The organism is Amorphus coralli DSM 19760, assembly GCF_000374525.1.
Taxonomy (GTDB): domain Bacteria; phylum Pseudomonadota; class Alphaproteobacteria; order Rhizobiales; family Amorphaceae; genus Amorphus; species Amorphus coralli.
On the sequence record NZ_KB894574.1, the window covers coordinates 151850 to 172258 of the forward strand.

At 68.0% G+C, this 20409-nt stretch carries 16 protein-coding genes; 8 read left to right on the plus strand and 8 right to left on the minus strand.

What is annotated here, in order from left to right; genetic code table 11:
- Positions 1–89: 89 nt before the first annotated feature.
- Positions 90–806 (minus strand): ligase-associated DNA damage response endonuclease PdeM, encoded by a 717-nt coding sequence (gene pdeM / locus C507_RS0113755; protein WP_018700288.1) that lies wholly within the window; start codon positions 804–806, stop codon positions 90–92.
- Positions 803–3328, minus strand: a complete 2526-nt coding sequence (locus C507_RS0113760; RefSeq protein ID WP_018700289.1) for a ligase-associated DNA damage response DEXH box helicase — start codon at positions 3326–3328, stop codon at positions 803–805. The genes pdeM and C507_RS0113760 overlap by 4 nt, the downstream gene beginning before the upstream one ends.
- Before the next feature lie 192 nt (positions 3329–3520).
- On the opposite strand from C507_RS0113760, the gene C507_RS23685 reads away from it, so the two are divergent.
- On the plus strand, positions 3521–3925 hold the full coding sequence (locus C507_RS23685) for a type II toxin-antitoxin system PemK/MazF family toxin (RefSeq protein ID WP_169508974.1): 405 nt from the start codon (positions 3521–3523) through the stop codon (positions 3923–3925).
- Positions 3926–4090: 165 nt separating this feature from the next.
- Here C507_RS23685 and C507_RS0113765 read toward each other — a convergent pair whose 3' ends face one another.
- The 3 genes from C507_RS0113765 to C507_RS0113775 form a co-directional block, all read right to left on the minus strand.
- Positions 4091–5482, minus strand: a complete 1392-nt coding sequence (locus C507_RS0113765; protein ID WP_018700290.1) for an ABC1 kinase family protein — start codon at positions 5480–5482, stop codon at positions 4091–4093.
- A 257-nt stretch (positions 5483–5739) separates the two neighbouring features.
- Positions 5740–5901, minus strand: a complete 162-nt coding sequence (locus tag C507_RS23290) for a hypothetical protein (protein ID WP_018700291.1) — start codon at positions 5899–5901, stop codon at positions 5740–5742.
- A 44-nt stretch (positions 5902–5945) separates the two neighbouring features.
- Positions 5946–7787 carry a M3 family oligoendopeptidase gene (locus C507_RS0113775; RefSeq protein WP_018700292.1) on the minus strand — a complete coding sequence of 614 codons (1842 nt, stop codon included), beginning with the start codon at positions 7785–7787 and terminating at the stop codon, positions 5946–5948.
- 221 nt (positions 7788–8008) lie between these two features.
- Here C507_RS0113775 and C507_RS21400 point away from each other — a divergent pair, with 221 nt between their 5' ends.
- Together C507_RS21400 and mepK are read left to right on the plus strand one after the other, a co-directional pair.
- Entirely contained in the window at positions 8009–9661 is a 1653-nt protein-coding gene (locus tag C507_RS21400; protein ID WP_018700293.1) for a L,D-transpeptidase family protein, read from the plus strand.
- 277 nt (positions 9662–9938) lie between these two features.
- A complete protein-coding gene (gene mepK, locus C507_RS21405; protein WP_245559692.1) occupies positions 9939–11630 on the plus strand; it encodes a peptidoglycan L,D-endopeptidase MepK in 1692 nt (563 codons plus the stop codon).
- Positions 11631–11760: 130 nt separating this feature from the next.
- On the opposite strand, the gene C507_RS0113790 is transcribed toward mepK, so the two are convergent.
- Together C507_RS0113790 and C507_RS0113795 are read right to left on the minus strand one after the other, a co-directional pair.
- Positions 11761–12039: a DUF2312 domain-containing protein gene (locus C507_RS0113790; RefSeq protein ID WP_018700295.1), complete on the minus strand. Its 279-nt coding sequence runs from the start codon at positions 12037–12039 to the stop codon at positions 11761–11763.
- A 271-nt stretch (positions 12040–12310) separates the two neighbouring features.
- Complete coding sequence (locus C507_RS0113795) at positions 12311–12625, minus strand: DUF1244 domain-containing protein (RefSeq protein WP_018700296.1); 315 nt, start codon at positions 12623–12625, stop codon at positions 12311–12313.
- A 187-nt stretch (positions 12626–12812) separates the two neighbouring features.
- On the opposite strand from C507_RS0113795, the gene C507_RS0113800 reads away from it, so the two are divergent.
- The 5 genes from C507_RS0113800 to C507_RS0113820 all read left to right on the plus strand — a co-directional run bounded on the left by C507_RS0113800 (position 12813) and on the right by C507_RS0113820 (position 18977).
- The gene (locus C507_RS0113800; protein WP_018700297.1) at positions 12813–13736 is read left to right on the plus strand and encodes a DMT family transporter; all 924 of its coding nucleotides are present in this window, start codon (positions 12813–12815) and stop codon (positions 13734–13736) included.
- A 283-nt stretch (positions 13737–14019) separates the two neighbouring features.
- Complete coding sequence (locus C507_RS0113805; protein WP_026319088.1) at positions 14020–14475, plus strand: DUF1036 domain-containing protein; 456 nt, start codon at positions 14020–14022, stop codon at positions 14473–14475.
- Entirely contained in the window at positions 14472–15908 is a 1437-nt protein-coding gene (gene pyk, locus C507_RS0113810; RefSeq protein WP_018700299.1) for a pyruvate kinase, read from the plus strand. Before C507_RS0113805 ends, pyk begins: the two co-directional genes overlap by 4 nt.
- 329 nt (positions 15909–16237) lie before the next feature.
- On the plus strand, positions 16238–18403 hold the full coding sequence (locus C507_RS21410; protein ID WP_018700300.1) for a glycosyltransferase: 2166 nt from the start codon (positions 16238–16240) through the stop codon (positions 18401–18403).
- Between the two features lie 82 nt (positions 18404–18485).
- The gene (locus C507_RS0113820; protein ID WP_018700301.1) at positions 18486–18977 is read left to right on the plus strand and encodes a hypothetical protein; all 492 of its coding nucleotides are present in this window, start codon (positions 18486–18488) and stop codon (positions 18975–18977) included.
- Positions 18978–19015: 38 nt separating this feature from the next.
- On the opposite strand, the gene C507_RS0113825 is transcribed toward C507_RS0113820, so the two are convergent.
- Positions 19016–20359: an aspartate aminotransferase family protein gene (locus C507_RS0113825; protein WP_018700302.1), complete on the minus strand. Its 1344-nt coding sequence runs from the start codon at positions 20357–20359 to the stop codon at positions 19016–19018.
- Between the last annotated feature and the right edge of the window lie 50 nt (positions 20360–20409).

Sequence of the window (20409 nt, forward strand, 5' to 3'; positions counted from 1 at the left end):
ATCAGACTGTAGCGATTCCAATCTCTCGCAGGAAGCTCGTTCATTAGGCGCTGCTTAATTGTAGGGCAGCGCGCGCTGCCGCGATTCGCTCAGGCAAACAGCCGGTCCGGACCGACGGCGTAGACCTGATCGCGGCCCAGAAGGAAGGCGCGTACGTCCGACCGGCGCGGCCACAGGCCGTGAAAGGCCGAATGCCGAATATCCAGCCCGCCGGTGTAAGCGCCGAAGGCCGGCATCACCGCCCGCATTCCGCATCCCACGAAGCAGCGGCAACGGACCGATTTGCCCCGCCCTGACACCCGCGCCACAGGGTGAAGATGACCGGCCACCTCGGGTACCGTGACGGGCCCTAAGGAGGGTTCGTGCCGGAAGCAGACCCCGCCGATAACGATCTCAGGCACCACGCGGCCACCCCAGTCGGTCGGCGGCTCCGGGTCGTGGTTGCCCGTCACCCAGACGAAGTCCGCCCGCCCTGCCAGGGTGCGCACGACCCGGCCGGAGGCCTCCGAGAGCCGTTCGCCGGCGGTGCGGTCGTGAAAGGAATCGCCCAGTGCCACGATACGCTTCGGCGAAAAGCGCGCCACCACGTCGGCAAGTCGCGCCAGCGTGGCTTGGCTGTCATAGGGCGGAAGGAAGGTCCGCCGGCGGGCGAACGAGCTCCCCTTCTCCAGATGCAGATCGGCCGCAACCAGCGTCTCGTGCTCTTCCCAGTAGAGGGCGCCCGACGGGTCGAGGATCGCGGACATGCCGCCGATCTCGACCGCCCTGTATGTGCGCACCGGTGCGGAGATCGGATGGGCATTCATCGCATCGCCTCCTCGATCAGCGCCTCACCGGCATCGGCCAGAATGGATTCGTCAGCCTCTCCACCCACCGATTCCTTGCCGATGTCGAGAAGGATGGGCACCGCCAGCGGCGACACCCGTTCGAGCCGCTTATGGACGATTCGGCCCCGGATGCGCGACAGCATCTCGCCCAGCCGATGGATGTCGAGAAGCCCAGCCGCCGCATCGTCCCAGGTCGCCCGCATCAGGAGATGGTCTGGCTCGTGCTCGCGCAGAACGTCGTAGATCAGGTCGGTGGAGACGGTGACCTGCCGGCCCGTCTTCTCCTTGCCCGGGTGGCGGCGCTCGATCAGGTGCGAGACAACGGCGCAGGCGCGGAAGGTCCGCTTCAGGAGATAGCTTTCCGCCAGCCAGGCATCGAGGTCGTCGCCCAGAAGATCCTCCTCGAACAGCGCATCCACCGGCAGGCGGCCACCGGAGAACAGCGCCCCCATGTCCTCCAGCGCCCAGATGCCGAGCGCATAGTCGGAGGCGACGAAGCCCATCGGCTTGGCGCCGAACCGCTCCAGCCGGCGGGTCAGAAGCATGCCCAGGGTCTGGTGGGCGAGCCGGCCCTCGAACGGGTAGGCCACCATGTAGTGCCGGTTGGCGCGCGGGAAGGTCTCCACCAGGAGCTCGCCGCGGGTGGGCAGCACCGAGCGCAGCCGCTGGACACTCAGCCACTCGCGCACCTGGTCGGGCAGTCGCTCCCAGCTCGCCTCGTCGGCGAGAAGGCCGCGCACCCCGTCTGCGAGGTAGGTGGAGAGCGGGAACTTGCCGCCCGCGTAGACCGGGATTTTCGGGGTGTCGTCCCGCGCCTTGGTGACCAGCACCTCCTGCTCGCGCATCGCCTCGAAGCGCAGCACCTGGCCGGAGAACATGAAGGAGTCCCCCGGCGACATGGTCTCGATGAAATATTCCTCGATCTCGCCGAGCACCCGGCCGCGACCGGACAGGAGCCCCGCCTTGCCGCGCCCGACGAGCCGGATCTTGACCAGCGGCGCCTCGACGATGGTGCCGACATTCATGCGGTAGCGCTGGCCGACGCTCGGGTGCGCCAGCCGCCAGCGCCCGTCCGGCATCTGCCTGATCTTGGCGAAACGCTCGTAGGCCCTGAGCGCGTAGCCGCCGGTCGCCACGAAGCCGATCACCTTGTCGAAGGTCGCGCGGTCGACGGCGCGGTAGGGGAAGGCGGTGGTCACCTCGCGGTGCAGCTCGTCTGCATCGAAGGGGGCTGCGCAGGCCGCGCCGAGCACGTGCTGGGCGAGCACGTCGAGCGCCCCATCACGGATCGGCGGCGTGTCCTGGGCGCCGATATAGTTGGCGTCCAGCGCCGCCCGGCATTCCAGCACCTCGAACCGGTTGGCCGGCACCAGGATCGCCTGGGAGGGCTCGTCGAAGCGGTGGTTGGCGCGGCCGATGCGCTGGGCGAGCCGGCTCGCCCCCTTCGGCGCGCCGACATGGATCACGAGATCCACGTCGCCCCAGTCGATGCCGAGATCGAGGGTCGAGGTGCAGACCACCGCGCGCAGCCGGTTTTCCGCCATCGCGGCTTCCACCTTGCGGCGCTGGGTGCGGTCCAGCGAGCCGTGGTGAAGGGCGATCGGCAGCGTGTCCTCGTTGATGCGCCACAGCTCGTGGAAGAGCATTTCCGCCTGGCTTCGCGTGTTGACGAAGACCAGCGTCGTGCCGTGCGCCTTGATCGCCTCGTAGACCGCTGGCAGCGCCCAGCGCGCCGAATGGCCGGCCCACGGAATGCGGTCCTCCGCCGTGATGATGCGGATGTCGGGACGCGCCCCGCCCGCGACCTGCACCACTTCGGAGAGACGCGGTTCGCCGGGATCCTCCTGCGGCACCAGCCAGGCGCGCAGGCCATTCGGATCCGCAACCGTTGCCGACAGGCCGACTGTCCTGAGGGCCGGCGCGTGGCGACGCAGTCCGGCAAGTCCCAGCGCCAGCAGGTCGCCGCGTTTGGAGGTCACCAGCGCATGCAGCTCGTCGAAGATCACCACCTTCAGCTCGGAGAAGAAGCGCTCCGCCTGCCGGTCGGCGAGCAACAGCGCCACCTGCTCCGGCGTGGTCAGCAGGATGTCCGGCGGCACCCGCTTCTGGCGCTGACGGCGGTTGACCGGCGTGTCGCCGGTCCGGGTCTCCACGCTCACCGGAAGCCCCATCTCCGCGACAGGCGCCTCCAGGTTGCGGGCGATGTCGACGGCCAGCGCCTTCAGCGGCGAGATGTAGAGGGTGTGCGGCCCCTCGCGGGAAAGCGCGTTGCGCCGCTTCTTCTCGGCGGCGAGGTCGATCAGGCTCGGCAGGAAGCCGGCCAGCGTCTTGCCGGCGCCGGTAGGGGCAATCAGAAGCGCCGAGCGGCCGGAGCGCGCATGGGCGAGCAGGTCGAGCTGGTGCGGCCTCGGCGTCCACCCGCGCGACAGGAACCACCCGGCGAACGGCTCCGGCAGCAGCGCGGCATCGTCACGGGTCGGCTCGGACGTCGGCGCGATCATGGGCGATCAGCGGCACGGATGGAACGAAAAGGAAACATCGACCCATTCCAACTCGGCTTTGATGCAGAGTGCAAGGGGACAGACCGCGATACAGTTAGGAGAGGCGGCATCAAGCCTCCCCGATACGCAAAAGGCTTCGAGCCAAGAGGAAATCGCTCTAAGGTTGCCAACCGGCGGACGAGACGGCTTCTTATGGCAATCAATTTTCATCCCCATGCCGGCACCGTTCTGGTTTGCGATTTCGCAGGGTATGTCGAACCCGAGATCTGCAAGATCCGACCTGTCGTTATCATTTCTCCACGGCTCGCTTTTCGTGCCGGGCTTGTGACCGTCGTCCCCATAAGTCTCACTGCACCCAGACACACCGAGCCCTACGTTGTGAGACTGTCCAAAAATTATCACCCGACCGAAGACGACGATTTACCCTGCTGGGCGAAGTGCGATCTGATCGCGAACGTCAGACTGGGTCGTCTGAACGGGTTTAAGGTCGGCAGGCGGAAATGGGAAACGCCGCGAATGACCCCGGAAGATCTCGCTGCTGTCCGTGAAGGCGTTCTTTACGGCCTTGGATTGCAGCACTTGCTTAGAGTGACATGAAAGCGCATATGTAGTGCCGTATCCCGTCTATCGGGCTTTAAGACCCAGCTTGCTGGGCAGGCTGCCCATCGAACGATGACAAGTTCCGGGCGGTCTTGAATTCGAGTTCGTCCCAAAACCCCGCTTCGGCGGGGTTTTGTGCTTTCTGGCCTCTCTGCGGAGCCCTCAAGCCGCGCGGTGCCACTCCGGCTCCGGCAGGCCCGCCTCGGCGAGTGCCGCCTTCTGGCGCCCGGCGATGCCAGCCTCGTCGACGCCGTCGATGGCCGACTGGAAGAGCTCGTAGAAGTTCAGCTTGGCATCGAGATGCAGGAACACCGCACCGAGCCCGATGGCCGCCCGGTCCATGAACACGAACTCGCGCGGCACCGTCACCGGCCCCTTCTCCTTCAGCGCCTGGTGCACCGAGAAGGCCTCGCGGCGGCCGTAGTCGCCGGGCTTGGTGCCGTCGGCGATGGTGCGCACCCGGTCGTCCAGGAGCGGGCCGTAGATGAAGCGCGCCCAGATGTTCAGGACGTCGATCAAATCGTTGGAGAGTCCCTTGAAGCCCCAGCGCTCGTAGGCCGACACGATCCGGTCGCGGTCGTCGTCGGCGAGCCCCTGGTAGAGATCCAGCACGCCCTGGATGAAGCCCGGCGGGAAGATCCGGATGCACCCATAGTCGAGCAGGTTGATACCGCCGGGCCGCCCGTCCTGCTCGTGGACGGTGTAGTTGCCGAGATGCGGGTCGCCGTGAATGACGCCGACGCGGGCGAACGGCCGCCACCAGGCCCGGAACATGGTCTCGGCAAGCCGGTTGCGGTCCTCCAGCGGATGATCGCGGAAATCCAGCAGTCGGCGGCCGTCCAGCCAGGTGAGCGTCAACAGGCGGCGCGTTGACAAGTCGGAATGCACCTCGGGCACCACGATGCCAGGCTCCTGCGAGAGCACCGAGCGGTAGAGCCGGGCGTGCCGCGCCTCGCGGGTGTAGTCGAGTTCCTCGCGCAGCCGCTCCCCGATCTCCTGGGCGATCTGGCTCGTGTCCAGCGCCGGGCTCATCCGGCGATGGATGGAGAAGATCCAGGAGAGCTGCTTCAAGTCCGCCTCCACGGCGGAGTCCATGTCCGGATACTGAAGCTTGCAGGCAAGCTGCCTGCCGTCGTGGCCGACCGCCCGGTGAACCTGGCCGAGCGAGGCCGCGGCAGCGGGCTGATGCTCGAACGAGGCGAACTTCTGCTGCCAACCCGCCCCCAGTTCGGCCGCCATGCGCCGCTTGACGAAGGCCCAGCCCATCGGCGGCGCATCGGACTGGAGCGTCGCCAGCTCGGCGGCATATTCCGGCGGGAGGGCGTCGGGGATGGTGGAGAGAAGCTGGGCCACCTTCATCAGGGGACCCTTCAGGTTGCCGAGGGCAGCGGCCAGTTCCCCGGCATGCTCGTCACGCTGCAGCTCCCGTCCGAAGAAGCGGGCCCCGATCATCTTGGCCGCGACACCGGACATGCCGGTGCCGACCCGGGCATAGCGGGCGGCCCGGCCGGAAAACCGGTTTCGCTCGCTGTCCGATCCCCGATCAGTCGCCATGCTGGTCAGCCTTTCATGCAGAGTGAAGCCGACTATCTAGCCCGTCCGGACGGAAAGGCCAGAGCGACACGAACGCGCGTGAGCGACAATATCCGGTCCCGAAAATCCCGGACGGAAAACCGCATTCGCCCTTTCCTGGGATTTCGCGCCTTCACGCAAATCCCGGACGGAAAACCGCAAGAGCACTTTTCCTGGGATTTCGCGCCTTTACGCAAATCCCGGACGGAAAACCGCAAGAGCACTTTTCCTGGGATTTGCTAGCGCCGCATCATCCACAGGCCGCCGATCAGGATGGCGAGGACCGCCAGGAAGATCAGCAGCACGACCATGGCGGCGGCGCCGAGGATCGCCCCGAGGGTCTTCCAGAAGCCAAGCGTGGCGATCAGGATGATCAGGATCAGAAAGAATACAAACGGCATGTCAGCCCTCCTCTCGGGGCGCCGCGCGGCCAGCTGCCGGTCGGTCAGGCCCCCTCCGCCTCCAGTTCGTCGATCATGCGCTCGATGACGCCCAGACCCTTCTGCCAGAAGGCCGGGTCCCGCGCATCAAGGCCGAACGGCGCCAGGAGTTCCGAGTGATGCTTCGTGCCACCGGCGCGCAGCATGTCGAAATAGCGATCCTGGAACCCCGTCTCCGCCTTCTCATAGACCGCGTAGAGCGAATTCACGAGACAGTCGCCGAAGGCGTAGGCGTAGACGTAGAACGGCGAGTGGATGAAGTGGGGCACGTAGCACCAGTAGGTCTCGTAGCCCTCGCCGAGGTTGATGGCCGGGCCGAGGCTCTCGCGCTGCACGTCCAGCCAGATCTCGCCGATGCGCTCGGAGGTCAGCTCGCCCTCGCGCCGCTCCAGGTGGATGCGCCGCTCGAAGGTGTAGAAGGCGATCTGCCGGACCACCGTGTTCAGCATGTCCTCCACCTTGGAGGCGAGCATGGTGCGGCGCTGCTCCGGCGTCTCCGCCGTGGCCAACAGGCTCTGGAAGGTGAGCATCTCGCCGAACACGCTGGCGGTCTCTGCCAGCGTCAGCGGCGTCGGCGCCATCAGCGAGCCGTTCGGCGCGGCCAGGAGCTGGTGCACGCCGTGGCCGAGCTCGTGGGCGAGCGTCATCACGTCCCGGGTTCGGCCCTGGTAGTTGAGCAGCACGTAGGGGTGGACGCTCGGGATGGTCGGATGCGCGAAGGCGCCCGGCGCCTTGCCCGGACGCGGCGGCGCATCGATCCAGCCGTTCTCGAAGAAGCGTTCGGCGAGCGCCGCCATGTCGGGCGAGAACCGGCCGTAGGCCGCCAGCACCTTTTCCCGCGCCTCGTCCCACGGGATGATCCGGTCGTCGGAATCCGGCAGCGGCGCGTTGCGGTCCCAGAACTCCAGCTTGTCCTGGCCCAGCCAGCGCGCCTTCATCGCGTAGTAGCGGTGCGACAGCTTCGGATAGGCCTCGTGCACGGCCTCCACCAGCGCGTCGACCACCTCGCGCTCGACCCGGTTGGCGAGATGGCGGGAGTCGGCCACGTCCTCGAAGCCGCGCCAGGTGTCGCTGATTTCCTTGTCCTTGGCGAGGGTGTTGGTGATCAGCGTGAAGGTGCGGATGTTCTGCCCGAAGACGGACGCGAGGGCTTCCGCCGCCTGCCGGCGGACCGACCCCGAGGGATCCTGCAGCTTGTTCAGCGCCTCCTCGAGGGTGAGCTTCTCCTCGCCGATGGTGACGGTCATCGCCGCCATGGTCTCGTCGAACAGCCGGTTGAAGGCGCCGCGCGAGGTGACCGACTTCTCGTGGAACAACCGCTCCAGCTTGTCGTCGAGCTGGTAGGGGCGCTCCTTGCGGACGTCCTCGATCCAGGGCCGGTAGTGGGCAAGCGCGGGATCCTGAAGCGCAGCCTCCATCACCGCGTCGTCGATGTGGTTCAGCTCCAGCGTGAAGAACAGGAGATGCACCGTCGCGGCGGTGAGCCTGTCCTGCACGTCGCCATAGAACTTGGAGCGCTTCGCATCGGTGGTGTCGCCGGCATAGACGAGACCCGCGTACGACACGAGCCGCCCGAGCTTCTCGTCGATCGCCTCATAGGAGGAGATCACCGCGGCCAGAGCCGCACCGCCATTGGATCCTTCGGCGAGTTCGCCGAGCCGTCCCTTGTAAGCTTCCTCGAACGCCGCGCATTCCGACAGGGCCGCGGCGAGGTCTTCGGTGACCTCGGCGGAATCCATCGCCGGGTAGAGATCCGACAGGTCCCATTCCGGGAGCCCCTTGGCGCCGGCGAGTGGCGTCGCGGCGGCATCGGCGTTGCGGACCAGGCGGGAAGAGAAGCTCGTCATCCGGACAATCCTGCTGAAAGGGAGCGCATCGTCAGGCCGGCAGCCTGGGCGCTCAGCGGTTTCTCGCGTGGAATGCGTCAGGCATAGCGTGGCCGAAGAGCCACATCCTGAAGCCGATCGGAACCGCCGCCCGGACCGGGCGACGGGTATTTGGTTGCTAGTTGTTCACTCCTTACCCCTAATTCAATGTTCGAATCGACGGGCTCGGGAGGAGCAGGCTGATGCGTTTGAAGGTTCTCGCCGGTCTCATGGCCGCGGCGATGCTCGCCCCGGCCAGTGCCCACGCGCTTCCGGCCGGCCCTGCCTCCCAGACCGCGCTGGCCGACGAGCCCCGCATCGCGCCCACCCCGACAGCCAGGCCGGTGACTGCCGCCAATGGCACCGTCCGCGCCGGGCTTCTCGGCCTCGACCCCGTCGTTGGCGAGAAGGACCGCTATCGCGACGCCCTGATCGCCTTCTACGAGGACCGGGACTTCCAACCGGTGTGGATCTCAGACGGAGCGCTGACCCCAGCCGCCCGAGAAACCATCGCACGGCTTCGCGACGCCGCCTCCGACGGCCTTGACCCCGCCGGCTACCGGATCGTCGAGCGCGACCTCGAGACCGGCCCGCATCCCACCGCTCCCGACCTGGCCGCGGAGGAGATCAGCCTGTCGCGCGCCGTGATGGCGTTTGCCCGCGACGCCCAGTCCGGGCGCATCGATCCGGTGCGCGTCTCCCGGCTGGTCACACTCGAGCCGCTGGTTCCGGACGCGGTGGTCTCACTGAAACGCGTCGCCTCCGCCACCGACCCAGCAGGCGCGCTGGACGCCTTCAACCCGCCGCATCCGCAGTTTCAGGCGCTGAAGGCGAAGCTCGCGGAGATCCGAGACACCTCGCTGGAGCGGCTGCAGCCGGTTCCCGCGGGCCGTAACCTGCGCCTCGGCGCAACCGACCCTCGCGTCGGCCTGCTGCGCCAGCGCCTCGGCGCCACCCTGCATCGCGGCAGCGACGTCAGCGTCTACGACGCGGAGATGGTGGAAGCCGTGAAGGCCTTCCAGGCGGAGCACGGTCTCCGTGCCGACGGCATCATCGGTCCGAACACGCTTGCCGTGCTCAACCGCGGCCTCGGCGGCGATCCGGAAACCGGCATTCTGGTCAACATGGAGCGCTGGCGCTGGATGCCGCGCGAGCTCGGCGCCACCAGCGTCTTCGTGAACATTCCCGCCTACAAGGTCCGCATCCTTCGCGAGGGGACCGTGGCCTACGAGGGCCGGGTCATCGTCGGCAAGCCGCAGAATCCGACGCCGATCTTCACCGACGAGATCGAGCACATCGTCGTCAATCCCTACTGGAACGTGCCCTACTCCATCGCCAGCAAGGAGATGCTGTCGTCGATCCAGAAGAACCCGTCCGGCTACTTCGCCAAGCGCGGCTACGAGGCGGTCTACAAGGGCAAGGTGGTCAACCCGGCCTCGGTCAACTGGAGCCCCGCCGCCCTGCGGAACGTCCGCATCCGGCAGAAGCCGGGCCGCGGCAACGCGCTGGGCAACATCAAGTTCATGTTCCCCAACAAGCACGCGGTCTACCTGCACGACACGCCGAGCCGGAACCTCTTCTCGCGGCAGGTCCGGGCGCTCAGCCACGGCTGCGTCCGGGTCGACCAGCCGCTGGACTTCGCCGACGCTCTCCTGGCGGAGGAGCAGCACTGGAACGCGGCCCAGCTGAAGAAGCTGATCGGTGGCGGCGAACGCTATCTGAACCTCGACCGGCACATCCCGGTCCATCTCGCCTATTTCACCGAATGGGTCGACGATGACGGCGCGCTGGTCCACTTCTCCGACATCTACGGCCACGACCGCCGGCTGGCGAAGCTGCTGGACGCCGCCGACTGAGGCACGGACGCGCGGGATACCTGCCGGTCGCGGCGCGGCGCTCCACCACAAAGTGCACCCCCAAGGCCCGTTCGCCACAAAAGCGCCCGCATCGGCCGGAATTGATCGCTCCGGGAGGATCCGCATCACGAGCGGGCGGCAAAGCGCCCTGCACCGCGGCGCGCCGTGGGGTCGGCTTTTCATCGGCTGTGCATTACGGTAAATCCTCCTTAACCCGTTCCGCCCTATCTGCAGGGTTCGGGATTGAAGCTGTCGCTTACGAGCCAAGGACTGCGTCTTGGACCAGCTATCGAACGGGATTGGTCGTTTCTCCACCATGCGCAAAGTCCGCAATGCCGCGACGGCACTGGCCCTTGCTTTCACCGTCGCGCTGACCAGCGCGCCCGAGGCCAACGCCGCGCGCAACCGGACCCTGGATCTCTTCTTCACGCACACCGGCGAGAAGCTGAAGGTCACCTACAAGCGCAACGGCCGCTACGTCCCGTCGGCGCTTACCGAGCTCAACCGCTTCCTGCGCGACTGGCGCCGCAACGAATCCATCGACATGGATCCGGAGCTGTTCGACCTTCTCTGGGAGATCCAGAACAGTGTCGGCAAGGGCAAGACCATTCACGTGGTGTCTGCCTACCGGTCGCCGGCGACCAACAACATGCTGCGCTCGCGCTCGCGCGGCGTCGCCAAGTTCAGCCAGCACATGGCCGGCAAGGCGACCGACTTCTACATCCCCGGCGTGTCGACCGCGCAGATCCGCAAGGCCGCCTTCAAGCTGCAGGTCGGCGGCGTCGGCTACTACCCGAATTCGCGCAACCCGTTCGTTCACCTCGACACCGGCAGCGTCCGCGCCTGGCCGCGCATGACGCGCTCGCAGCTGATGGCGCTGTTCCCCGACGGCAAGACGGTGCACCTGCCGTCCGACGGCAAGCCGCTCAAGGGCTACGAACTCGCCAAGGCCGAGCTCGCGGCCCGCGACCGCGGACAGCGCACCCGCGTCGCCTCTTCCGGCGGCGGCATCGGCAGCTTCTTCGGTGGCGGCGACAGCCGGCGCGACACGCTGGTGCGCGCCGAGGCGGGATCGGGTTCCGGCAAGAACATCATCGCCGCCCTGCTGAACCGGGACGACGACGACGTGGAAGACACCGTCGAGCGCGAGCTGACGGCCGAGGAGCGCGCCCGCCCGGTGCGCACTACGACCTCCTCCGCTCTGCCCGGGGTGAACCTGACGGCGCCGGACGACGAGGTGCCCGCCGCCCGCCGCGCGCCCGCTCCGGCGGCCCCGGCTGCTCCGGCCGCCGCCGAAACTCCGAGCGCACCTCCGCCGGTTCCCACCGTCCGCCCGGTGATCGCGAGCCCCGACAACGGTCCGGCGCCCGAGGAGGCTCCCGCGATCCCGTCGCCGGCGCCTGAGATCACGCCCGAGGATGCGCCGACGCCCGAGGCGGTGCTCGTGGCAGCCCTGCCGAAGCCCCGACCGGACTACGCCGCGCCGCTGACGGAAACCGCCAGCCAGGAGGCGGCCCTCGCCAGCCTGCGCGAACGCCTCGACGGCGGCTCGGACATCCCGGTCTTCGGCTATGCCAGCGCCGCCGAAGGCTCCGACAGCATCGAGAACGTCCTCTCCGCCACGGCGGCCATGGTCGACGGATCGCCCGCCCAGGCCCCGACCCCACCGGCCACGCCGACTGTCACGGCCGACATCGCGCCGGCGCCCGGCGACGATCCTACGGCCACCTTCTTCGGCGCTCCGAACCGCGACGACTCACGCTTCCTGATGGGCGACAGCTCCATGCGGACCATGCAGTTCGCCTGGCTCTCGCATCCCCACCAGGGTCAGATCGGCATGATCACGGCGTCAAGCCGCCTGATGGGCGGCTCCGGCACGCTCGACGGCGGCTCCGGCGGCCTGCGCACGGACCGGTTCGAAGGCATCCCGCAGGTCTACATCACCCAGGCCTACGCCGCCCGGCAGTAGTCGGCTTCGCGGCCCGAACGCACACCAGCCACGTCCCTCGTCCACGCGGCCACCAACGAAAAACCGCCCGGCGGAGGGCCAGGCGGTTCTTGGCAGTCGCGTCTCGTCCGGCCGGACGACGGTTGCGGGCTCAGGCCGCCGACGAGGTCTCGTCGCCTTCCATCCGCACCATGCCCAGCGCGTGCATGTAGAGATCCAGGAGCGCTTCCTGTTCCTGGCGCTCGGCGGAATCCTGTTTCCGCAGCCGCACCACCGTGCGCATGATCTTGGTGTCGTAGCCGTTGGCCTTGGCCTCGGCGTAAACGTCCTTGATGTCATCCGCGATGGTCTGCTTTTCCTCTTCGAGCTTCTCGATGCGCTCGATGAAGGCCCGGAGCTGGTCTCCGGCCACACCGCCAGGATTGCTCATGATGCGGTTCCCTTTCCATTCGACCGGGAAGGTGACCCTTCCACCGAAATCCGTTGCAGCCGGCCCCCTGTTTCCGGGAATGCCGGCCCGTTGATCACCCGCGCGGCGCGGTGCGCTGCGCATGGGCGGAGTACGGGTCTAGCGTGCAACCGGTGAAGCATTCGTTCAGATCGCGACATCTGGCTCCACGGGGCGCGCCGGCAGCCCGGTTTCCTGACTCACGCCAGCGATCCGGTCAAGCCGCAGCCACCGGCCGGCGCCGGCCCGGCGTTCAGCCGTGCGTCTGCGACGACGAGAAGGCGGCCTGCTGGTCGGCGGTGGCCGGCGTCTGGTGGCGCTCCTTCCACGTCTCGTAGGGCATGCCGTAGACCCGCTCACGCGCCGCAGCGCGCTCGATCTCGATGCCCTTCTCGGCGGCCGCGTCCTGGTACCAGTTCGACAGGCAATTGCGGCAGAAGCCGGCGAGGTTCATCAGGTCGATATTCTGAACGTCCGTGCGCTCGCGCAGATGCGCCACAAGCCGCCGGAAGACGGCCGCTTCGAGTTCGGTCTGGGTCTGGGCGTCGATCTCGGTCAGGTCGGTCATGTCGGTCTCCGTGTCGGCTGCGGGTGCCCCAGCGCCTTTGCCTCAACCATAGAGATCGCGACCGGGATCCGGAAAGCCCCCAGGCGCAAGCGCCGTCACGCCTCGGTGTTTGCCGCTCGACGCTTTGCTTCGGTCCAGGGGCGAAATGGTCTAGGAGGGGGAGGATCCTTGGCAGACGGAGCCTTCCTTGACCCCGCCCGTCCTTCCCGCCACCGAGCCGTCGTCCAACGTCTCCCGCGTGGCGGTTTCCATGCTGTGCCTGGTTGCGGGCGCCGTGGCGCTCGGCGTCTCGCCCCTGTTCGTGCGCTTCGCCGATGTCGGCCCGCTCACCAGCGCCTTCTGGCGGGTCATGCTCGCGCTTCCGGCGCTGTGGCTCTGGACCCGGATCGAGGTGGGCGGGCGGCGCGACGGAGACGCCCCGCCCTGGACGCGGGCGACCGTCCTGGCCGGCCTCTTCTTCGCCGGAGACCTGGTCTTCTGGCATCTGGCGATCATGCACACGACCGTCGCCAACGCGACGTTCCTCGCCACCATGGCGCCCGTCTGGGTCATCCTTGCCTCCGGCCTGGTGATCCGCGAAGCGGTGCCGCGAGAGGCCGTCTCGGGCCTGCTCCTCTGCCTGCTTGGCGCGGCCCTCCTGATCGGCTTCAGCTACTCCTATGCCCCGGAACGGCTCGACGGCGACGGATTCGGCGTGATCACCTCGATGTTCTTCGGCGCCTACGTGCTGGCCATGCGCGTCGCGCGCCGATCCGCCCCGCCCGGCCTGCTCATGTTCCGCAGTGGGCTGGTGACGGCCGCCGTGCTGTTCGTGGTCGCCGTCGTCATGGAGGACAAGACGCTGCCCAGCTCGTGGGCGGGGCTGGCGTCGCTTCTGGCGCTGGCTCTGCTGGCCCATTCCGCTGGCCAGGGCCTGCTTTCGTTCGCCCTTGGCCACCTGACGGCGGCCTTCTCCTCCCTGGTGATGTTCCTGGAAGCGCTCACCGCGGCGATCGCCGGCTGGCTGGTCCTGAGCGAGGCGCTGTCAGCGGCCCAGGCTTTCGGCGGTGCAGCCATTGTCGCCGGCCTCTGGGTCGCGCGGCCTCGCCGGGCCCGCGTTTCGAAACGCTGACGGCTTATCCACTGCCGGATGGCCGGCTGGACGGCTTCCGCAGGTCTCCGTCAAAATATGGCCTCACTCGGAAGAAAGGGATCATTAACCATCCGGGGGGCATCTAGTATCCGACCATGCAGCGTTGGTTCGGGCGTAGCGATGCGACCGATCGATTGACCGTTCGGTTGCGGCAAACAGTGGTTGCGGCGCGTTGACAATCTGGCACGAAATCCGCAAAAACTGGCCTCGGTCCGAGCGGCCACGCGTTGCAAAAAGAGGTTTGGGACCCGGCGAACGCAGCATGCAGCGCCTTCCACGACATCTTCTCTCCGCTCTGGGCACGATGTGCATCCTGGCGGCTTCGGCAACCGGCTTCGCGGCTCCCGCGGCGGCGGACCTGAGGCTGTGCAACAAGACCGACGATCAGGTCGGTGTTGCCGTCGGCTACAAGAACGCTGAAAGCTGGATCAGCGAAGGCTGGTGGAACCTGCCGGGTCAGAGCTGCGAAGTCCTGCTCGAAGGGCCCCTGAGCGCCCGCTACTATTATCTTTACGCGCTGGACTATGTGCAGGGCGGCGAGTGGAGCGGCTCGGCCTTCATGTGCACGCGGGAGAAAGAGTTTACGATCACCGGTATCGAGGATTGCCTGGCGCGCGGCTTCGAGCGCACGGGCTTCGTCGAGATCGACACGGGTGAGCAGGTCTCCTGGACCGTTCACCTCACAGAACAGTCCCGATCAGGAATGGGTGGCAAATGAGGCGGTCGCGATGCACCAAGATTCTTGCGACCCTCGGCCCATCCTCCTCTGACGAATCCACCATCGAAGCCCTCTTCCGGGCAGGTGCGGACGTCTTCCGCATCAACATGAGCCATACCGACCACGCCAAGATGCGCGGCTTGGTGGCGGCCATCCGGAGCGTGGAAGACACCGTCGGACGTCCCATCGGCATCCTTGCCGACCTTCAGGGACCGAAGCTCCGGCTCGGCGTCTTCGGCGACGGCAAGGCCGAGCTGGAGGAAGGCGCGACCTTCCGGCTCGACGCCGACACCACACCGGGCGACGCGACGCGCGTCCAGCTCCCCCATCCCGAAATTCTCGAAGCGCTCGAGCCCGGTCACCGGCTGCTGATCGATGACGGCAAGGTCAAGCTCGTCGTCTCGGCGGTCGGCGAAGCCTGGGTGGAGGCGACCGTCGAGGTTGCGGGCACCGTCTCCGACCGCAAGGGCGTCAGCGTTCCCGACACCACGCTCGCCCTGTCGGCCATGACCGAGAAGGACCGCCGCGATCTCGACGCCGTCGTGGAGTCCAAGGTGGACTGGGTGGCGCTCTCCTTCATCCAGCGTCCGGAAGACCTGGCCGAGGTCCGCAAGATCACCCGCGGCCGGGTTGGAGTGATGGCCAAGATCGAGAAGCCGCAGGCGATCGAGCGGCTGGACGACATCATCGAGCTGTCCGACGCCCTGATGGTCGCCCGTGGCGACCTGGGCGTGGAGATGCCGCTGGAAAAGGTGCCGGGCCTGCAGAAGCGGATCACCCGCGCGGCGCGGCGCGCCGGCAAGCCGGTGGTCGTCGCCACGCAGATGCTGGAAAGCATGATCAGCTCCCCGACGCCGACGCGCGCCGAGGTGTCCGACGTGGCAACCGCCGTGTTCGAGGGCGCCGACGCCGTCATGCTGTCGGCGGAATCGGCGGCCGGCCAGCACCCGGTCGAGGCGGTCCAGACCATGGACCACATCGCCACCGAGGTGGAGCTGGACGACAACTACGCGACCATCATCGCCGCCCAGCGCATCGCGCCGGAGCCCACCGGCGCCGACGCGATCGCCGCCGCGGCCCGCCAGATCGCCGATACGCTGAACCTCTCGGCGATCGTCTGTTACACCTCGTCCGGTGCCACGGCGCTGCGCGTTTCGCGCGAACGGCCCTCCGCGCCCATGGTCGTGGTCAGCCCGGTCAGGGCGACGGCTCGACGGCTGGCGCTGGTCTGGGGCCTCCACTGCGTGGTCAGCCCCGATGCCCGTGACGTGGACGACATGGTCGATCGCGCCTGTGCCGTGGCCTTCCAGGAGAAGTTCGCCCGGCCCGGTCAGCGTCTGATCACGCTCGCCGGCATTCCCTTCGGCACTCCGGGCGCCACCAACCTCCTGCGCGTCGCCTATGTCAGCGACGACGGCCGCGGCGGCGCCTGAGCGGGCGCTGCCTGTACGACGACCTGCCCTCCGCGCAAGCGCCGCTGTCGCCGCCGGCCCAAGCTGCATCAATCAAAAGGCGTATTCCCGATTTAGGCATTCTATGATTGCGATTCCTCGGCCATCAATGCAATCTTTGATTGCTGTCGAGGGAGGCGCGCGTGGACGGGGGAGCAGGACAGGGTCTATCGCGCACTCCGATTGAAGGCTTACGGACACCTTTTGATCGGCACAGCCGGGCCGAAATCTCCCCCCGCTTAAGGACCCGCCCGGCCCGGCCGCCGCCTTCCCAGTCCGACACGCTGCAACACTTTGCATCCCGGTTCGGCATGATCGTCGCGACGGACCGGGATCTGACGCTCACTGCCGACCGTGCGCTGTCCCTCGTGCCCCATGTCGCACGGGCGCAGATCGATCCCTTGAGGATCGGCCACACAACCGAAGGTCCCATCGTGGTGCTCGCCGTGGAGACGGCGCGCCTCATCGCGGCCGATCGTCTCTCCGCCATCGCCGACAGCGCACGCGGACGGCTGCTGCTGGCCCGGCAGGCAACTCTCAGGGCCGCCGTGGCCCGCAGCGTGGCCGGCGCGACGCCCGACGAAATCCTTCGCGCGGCCGACGCCCACGCCGAGATGGGCCACCATATGGCCGGGCGTCCCACGCCCGCGACCGACACAGGGCGAACCGGCCTCCTGTCCGCCGGCCAGAGCGCCCGGCTCGCAGCCTGGCTCGGCCTTCCCTACGCCGAAACGCTCGTCCCCTGCGACAGCACCCGCTTTGCGCGCCTGGTCGAGACGCTGCCCGATCAGGCGTGCACCGTTCACGGCGACGGGCAGGCACTGCTCGCCCTGGTGCCGTCGCGCGACCAGCTGGCGAACCTGACCGCCGCCGCCTGCACACGCTCGGCCGCAGCCCTCTGCCTCGTCTTCACCCACGCCGATGCCATTCGCGCCGGCAACGGCGCCCGGCGCGCAACGCGGCAGCAGTCCGCGCCACAATGGGATCTTGGATTGCCGCCGGCGCTATCGGCGCGCCGGGTCCTGTCGCCGGCTCAACGGCTCATCGCTCCACCCCTGGCCGCCGCCGCGGCGCTGGGAGCGATCGCGGTTCCGCAGGCCGTTCCGATGATCCTGTCCGGGTTCATGGGAAGCGTGCTTCTGGCGCTGGCGGCGACGCGCGGCGCGGCAAGCGTGGCCCCTTCGGTCGTCGCCTACGCCCCGCCGCGCAGGCCGCTCCGCGACGGCTCGCTCCCGGCCTATTCGGTGCTGGTGCCGCTCTACCGGGAGGCTGCCTCCGTCCCGGCGCTCGTCCGCTGCCTGGACCGGCTCGAATATCCCCGCGACCGGCTGGAGATCCTCTACCTGCTGGAGCCTGACGACGCCGAGACCCGCGCCGCTTTCGAGGCCCGCGCGCTGCCAGAAGGTCACCGGACCCTGAGGGTCCCCGCCGAAGGGCCGCGGACCAAGCCGAAAGCCCTCAACGCTGGTCTGTCGGTCGCCACCGGCTCCCTCGTTACCATCTTCGATGCGGAGGACCGGCCGGACCCGGCCCAGTTGCGCATCGCCGCGGAGACCTTTGCCGCGGGTGGCGAGCGCCTCGCCTGTCTTCAGGCCCGGCTGGCCATCGACCACGCGCGGGACACCTGGATCACCCGCATGTTCGCCCTCGAGTATGCCTGCCTGTTCGACGTGCTGCTGCCGTGGCTCGCCCGGTACAGGCTGTTCTTTCCGCTTGGCGGCACCTCGAACCATTTCCGGCGCGCGGTCCTCCTCCGGCTGGGCGGCTGGGACCCCTACAACGTGACAGAAGACGCCGACCTCGGCGTGCGACTGACCCGGTTCGACTACGAAATGAGCCTCATCGCTTCGACCACCTACGAGGAGGCGCCGCTTCACATGCGGGCCTGGATGCGGCAGCGGTCGCGCTGGCTGAAGGGCTGGATGCAGACGTGGTGGGTCCACATGCGCCGGCCCGGCCGGTTCGGCCGGACCCGGACGTTCGCCAAGATCACCGTTTTCCAGTCGCTCATCCTGGGCAGCCTGCTCGCCATCCTCGCCTTTCCGCTCTGCCTGGCCTTCATGCTGGCCCACCTGGCCGGCGTTCTGCCGCTCGTCGGCGGCGATGGCCTCTGGCCGATGCTGGCGATCGGCTTAAACGGCACGGTGTTCGTTCTCGGGTTTTCCGCCACGGCAGCCCTGTCGGTCCGGGCGATGCGGCTGCGCGGGCTCGCCATCCCGCCCTGGCGGCTCGCCGAATTGCCCCTTTACTGGCTGGCCATGGCTGCGGCGCTGGTCATCGCTGTAATCGAGCTCGCGCGCCGTCCGCACCACTGGGCCAAGACTACTCACGGCCTCGCCCGACGGCCCAGGCTGCGCAGGCGTCGGCGACGCAATCTGCAACCGGTCACGCCCGGGGCCACCGATCAACGTGGCATAACGCCGGCTCACCATTGCGTGCGATCCGGCGCCGGGCTCCTTAAAATACCGGACGCGTGATTACATCGGATCGACTGGGATGCGGCAGGAGATACCGCCTGGCCCGCGCCGGTTTCGACGACACGTCAACGGGGGGCTTCCCATGACATCCGACAGCACGTCCGCATACCGCCAATCTTCGCTGTTCCCACCCCTTGTGGGAGCGACCCTGATCACCGCCCTCGTCGCCGGCGTCGCGGCCGACCTTACCTGGGAGGTATGGGCGCGGCTGATCACGCCGCTTCTCGTCGGCGGGCCGCTCCAGCCGGCCGCACTCGTGCAGAGCGTCTTCGGTTTCCAGAACTGGGTGCTCGCCGAGGCGATCCATGCCTTCGTCGGCGTCGTCGCCTATCCGCTCGGCTATCTCTTCATCGCGCGGCCGCTGCAGCGCGCGGTCCTGCCGGGCCTGCCCTGGTGGCTGACGGCGCTTGCCTACGGCGTCGGGCTCTGGACCTTCGCGCTCTTCGTGATGGCGCACCTGATCGCCGGGCTGCCGCCCTTCCTGGGCTTCATTCCGCTCGCCTGGGCCTCGCTTGCCGGCCACCTGCTGTTCGGCCTGACGGTCGGACTTGTGGTGAAGCTGCGCGACGTGTGATCCGGCTCAGGGGGGGGGCCAGCCAGCCCCCTCCGCCTTCAGCGGGCAACGCTCTCCAGCGCGGTCGCCATCGCCTTGTCGAGACGGTCGACCACCATGTCGGCCTCGCCCTCGGTGAGGATGAAGGGCGGCGCAATGAGCACATGGTCGCCGGCCTCGCCGTCGACCGTGCCGCCCATCGGATAGACCATCAGTCCGTTCGCCATCGCCGCCTTCTTGATGGCGGCGTTGAGCTTCAGCGACGGATCGAACGGCGCCTTGGTTTCCCGGTCGGCGACCAGCTCCAGCCCCAGGAAAAGGCCCCGGCCGCGCACGTCGCCGACATTCGGATGCTGGCCGAACCGCTCCTGGAGCGCCGCCTTCAGGTGCGCGCCCACCGCATTGACGTTGGCCAGCAGGTCGCGGCCCTCGATCTGGTCGAGCACGGCGCGACCAGCGGCGCAGGCGGTGGGGTGGCCAATATAGGTATGGCCGTGCTGGAAGAAGCCGGAGCCGCCCTCGATGGCCTGGTAGATGTCCCGCGACACCAGTGTCGCGCCGATCGGCTGGTAGCCGGCGCCGAGCCCCTTGGCGATCAGCAGCATGTCCGGCACCACACCGTCCTGCTCGCAGGCAAACAGCGTGCCGGTGCGGCCCATGCCGCACATCACCTCGTCGAGGATCAGGAGCACGCCGTAGCGGTCGCAGATATCGCGGATGCGCTTGAAGTAGCCCGGAACCGGCGGCACCGCGCCCATGGTGGCGCCCACCACCGGCTCGGCCATGAAGGCGGCGACCGTCTCCGGACCGAGCTCCAGGATCTTCGCCTCGAGCTGGTCGGCGACGCGGAGCCCATAGTCCTCCTCGCTCTCGCCCGGCTCGGCCCAGCGCCAATAGTGGCAGGCATCGACATGGTGCATGGCGTCTGTGAGCAGCGGCTCGAACTGGGCCCGGCGCCAGCGGTTGCCGCCGGCGGCCAGCGCGCCCAGTGTGTTGCCGTGGTAGCTCTGCCAGCGGGCGATGATGTTGGCGCGCTTCGGCTCGCTCTTTTCCAGGAAGTACTGCCGGGCGAGCTTGATGGCCGATTCAGCCGCCTCCGAGCCGCCTGAGACGAAATAGACCCGCTCGATCCCATCCGGCGCGCGCGCCACCAGCCGGTCCGCTAGCTGCTCCGCCGCCTCGGTGGTGAAGAAGGACGTGTGGGCGTAGGGCAGCGCGTCGAGCTGCGCCTTGATGGCGTCCACCACCGCCTTGTCGGAGTGGCCGAGGCAAGACACCGCCGCGCCGCCGCAAGCATCGAGATAGCGCTTGCCGGCCGCGTCGATCAGGAAGCAGCCGTCGCCGCCAACGGCGACCGGCAGCTCGGCCTTGGTGTGGCGCGGGAAGACGTGGGGGGACGGCATGGCAGGGCCTCGTTGTTGATCCGAGACCAGACTATGCGAAGCGGCGTTGA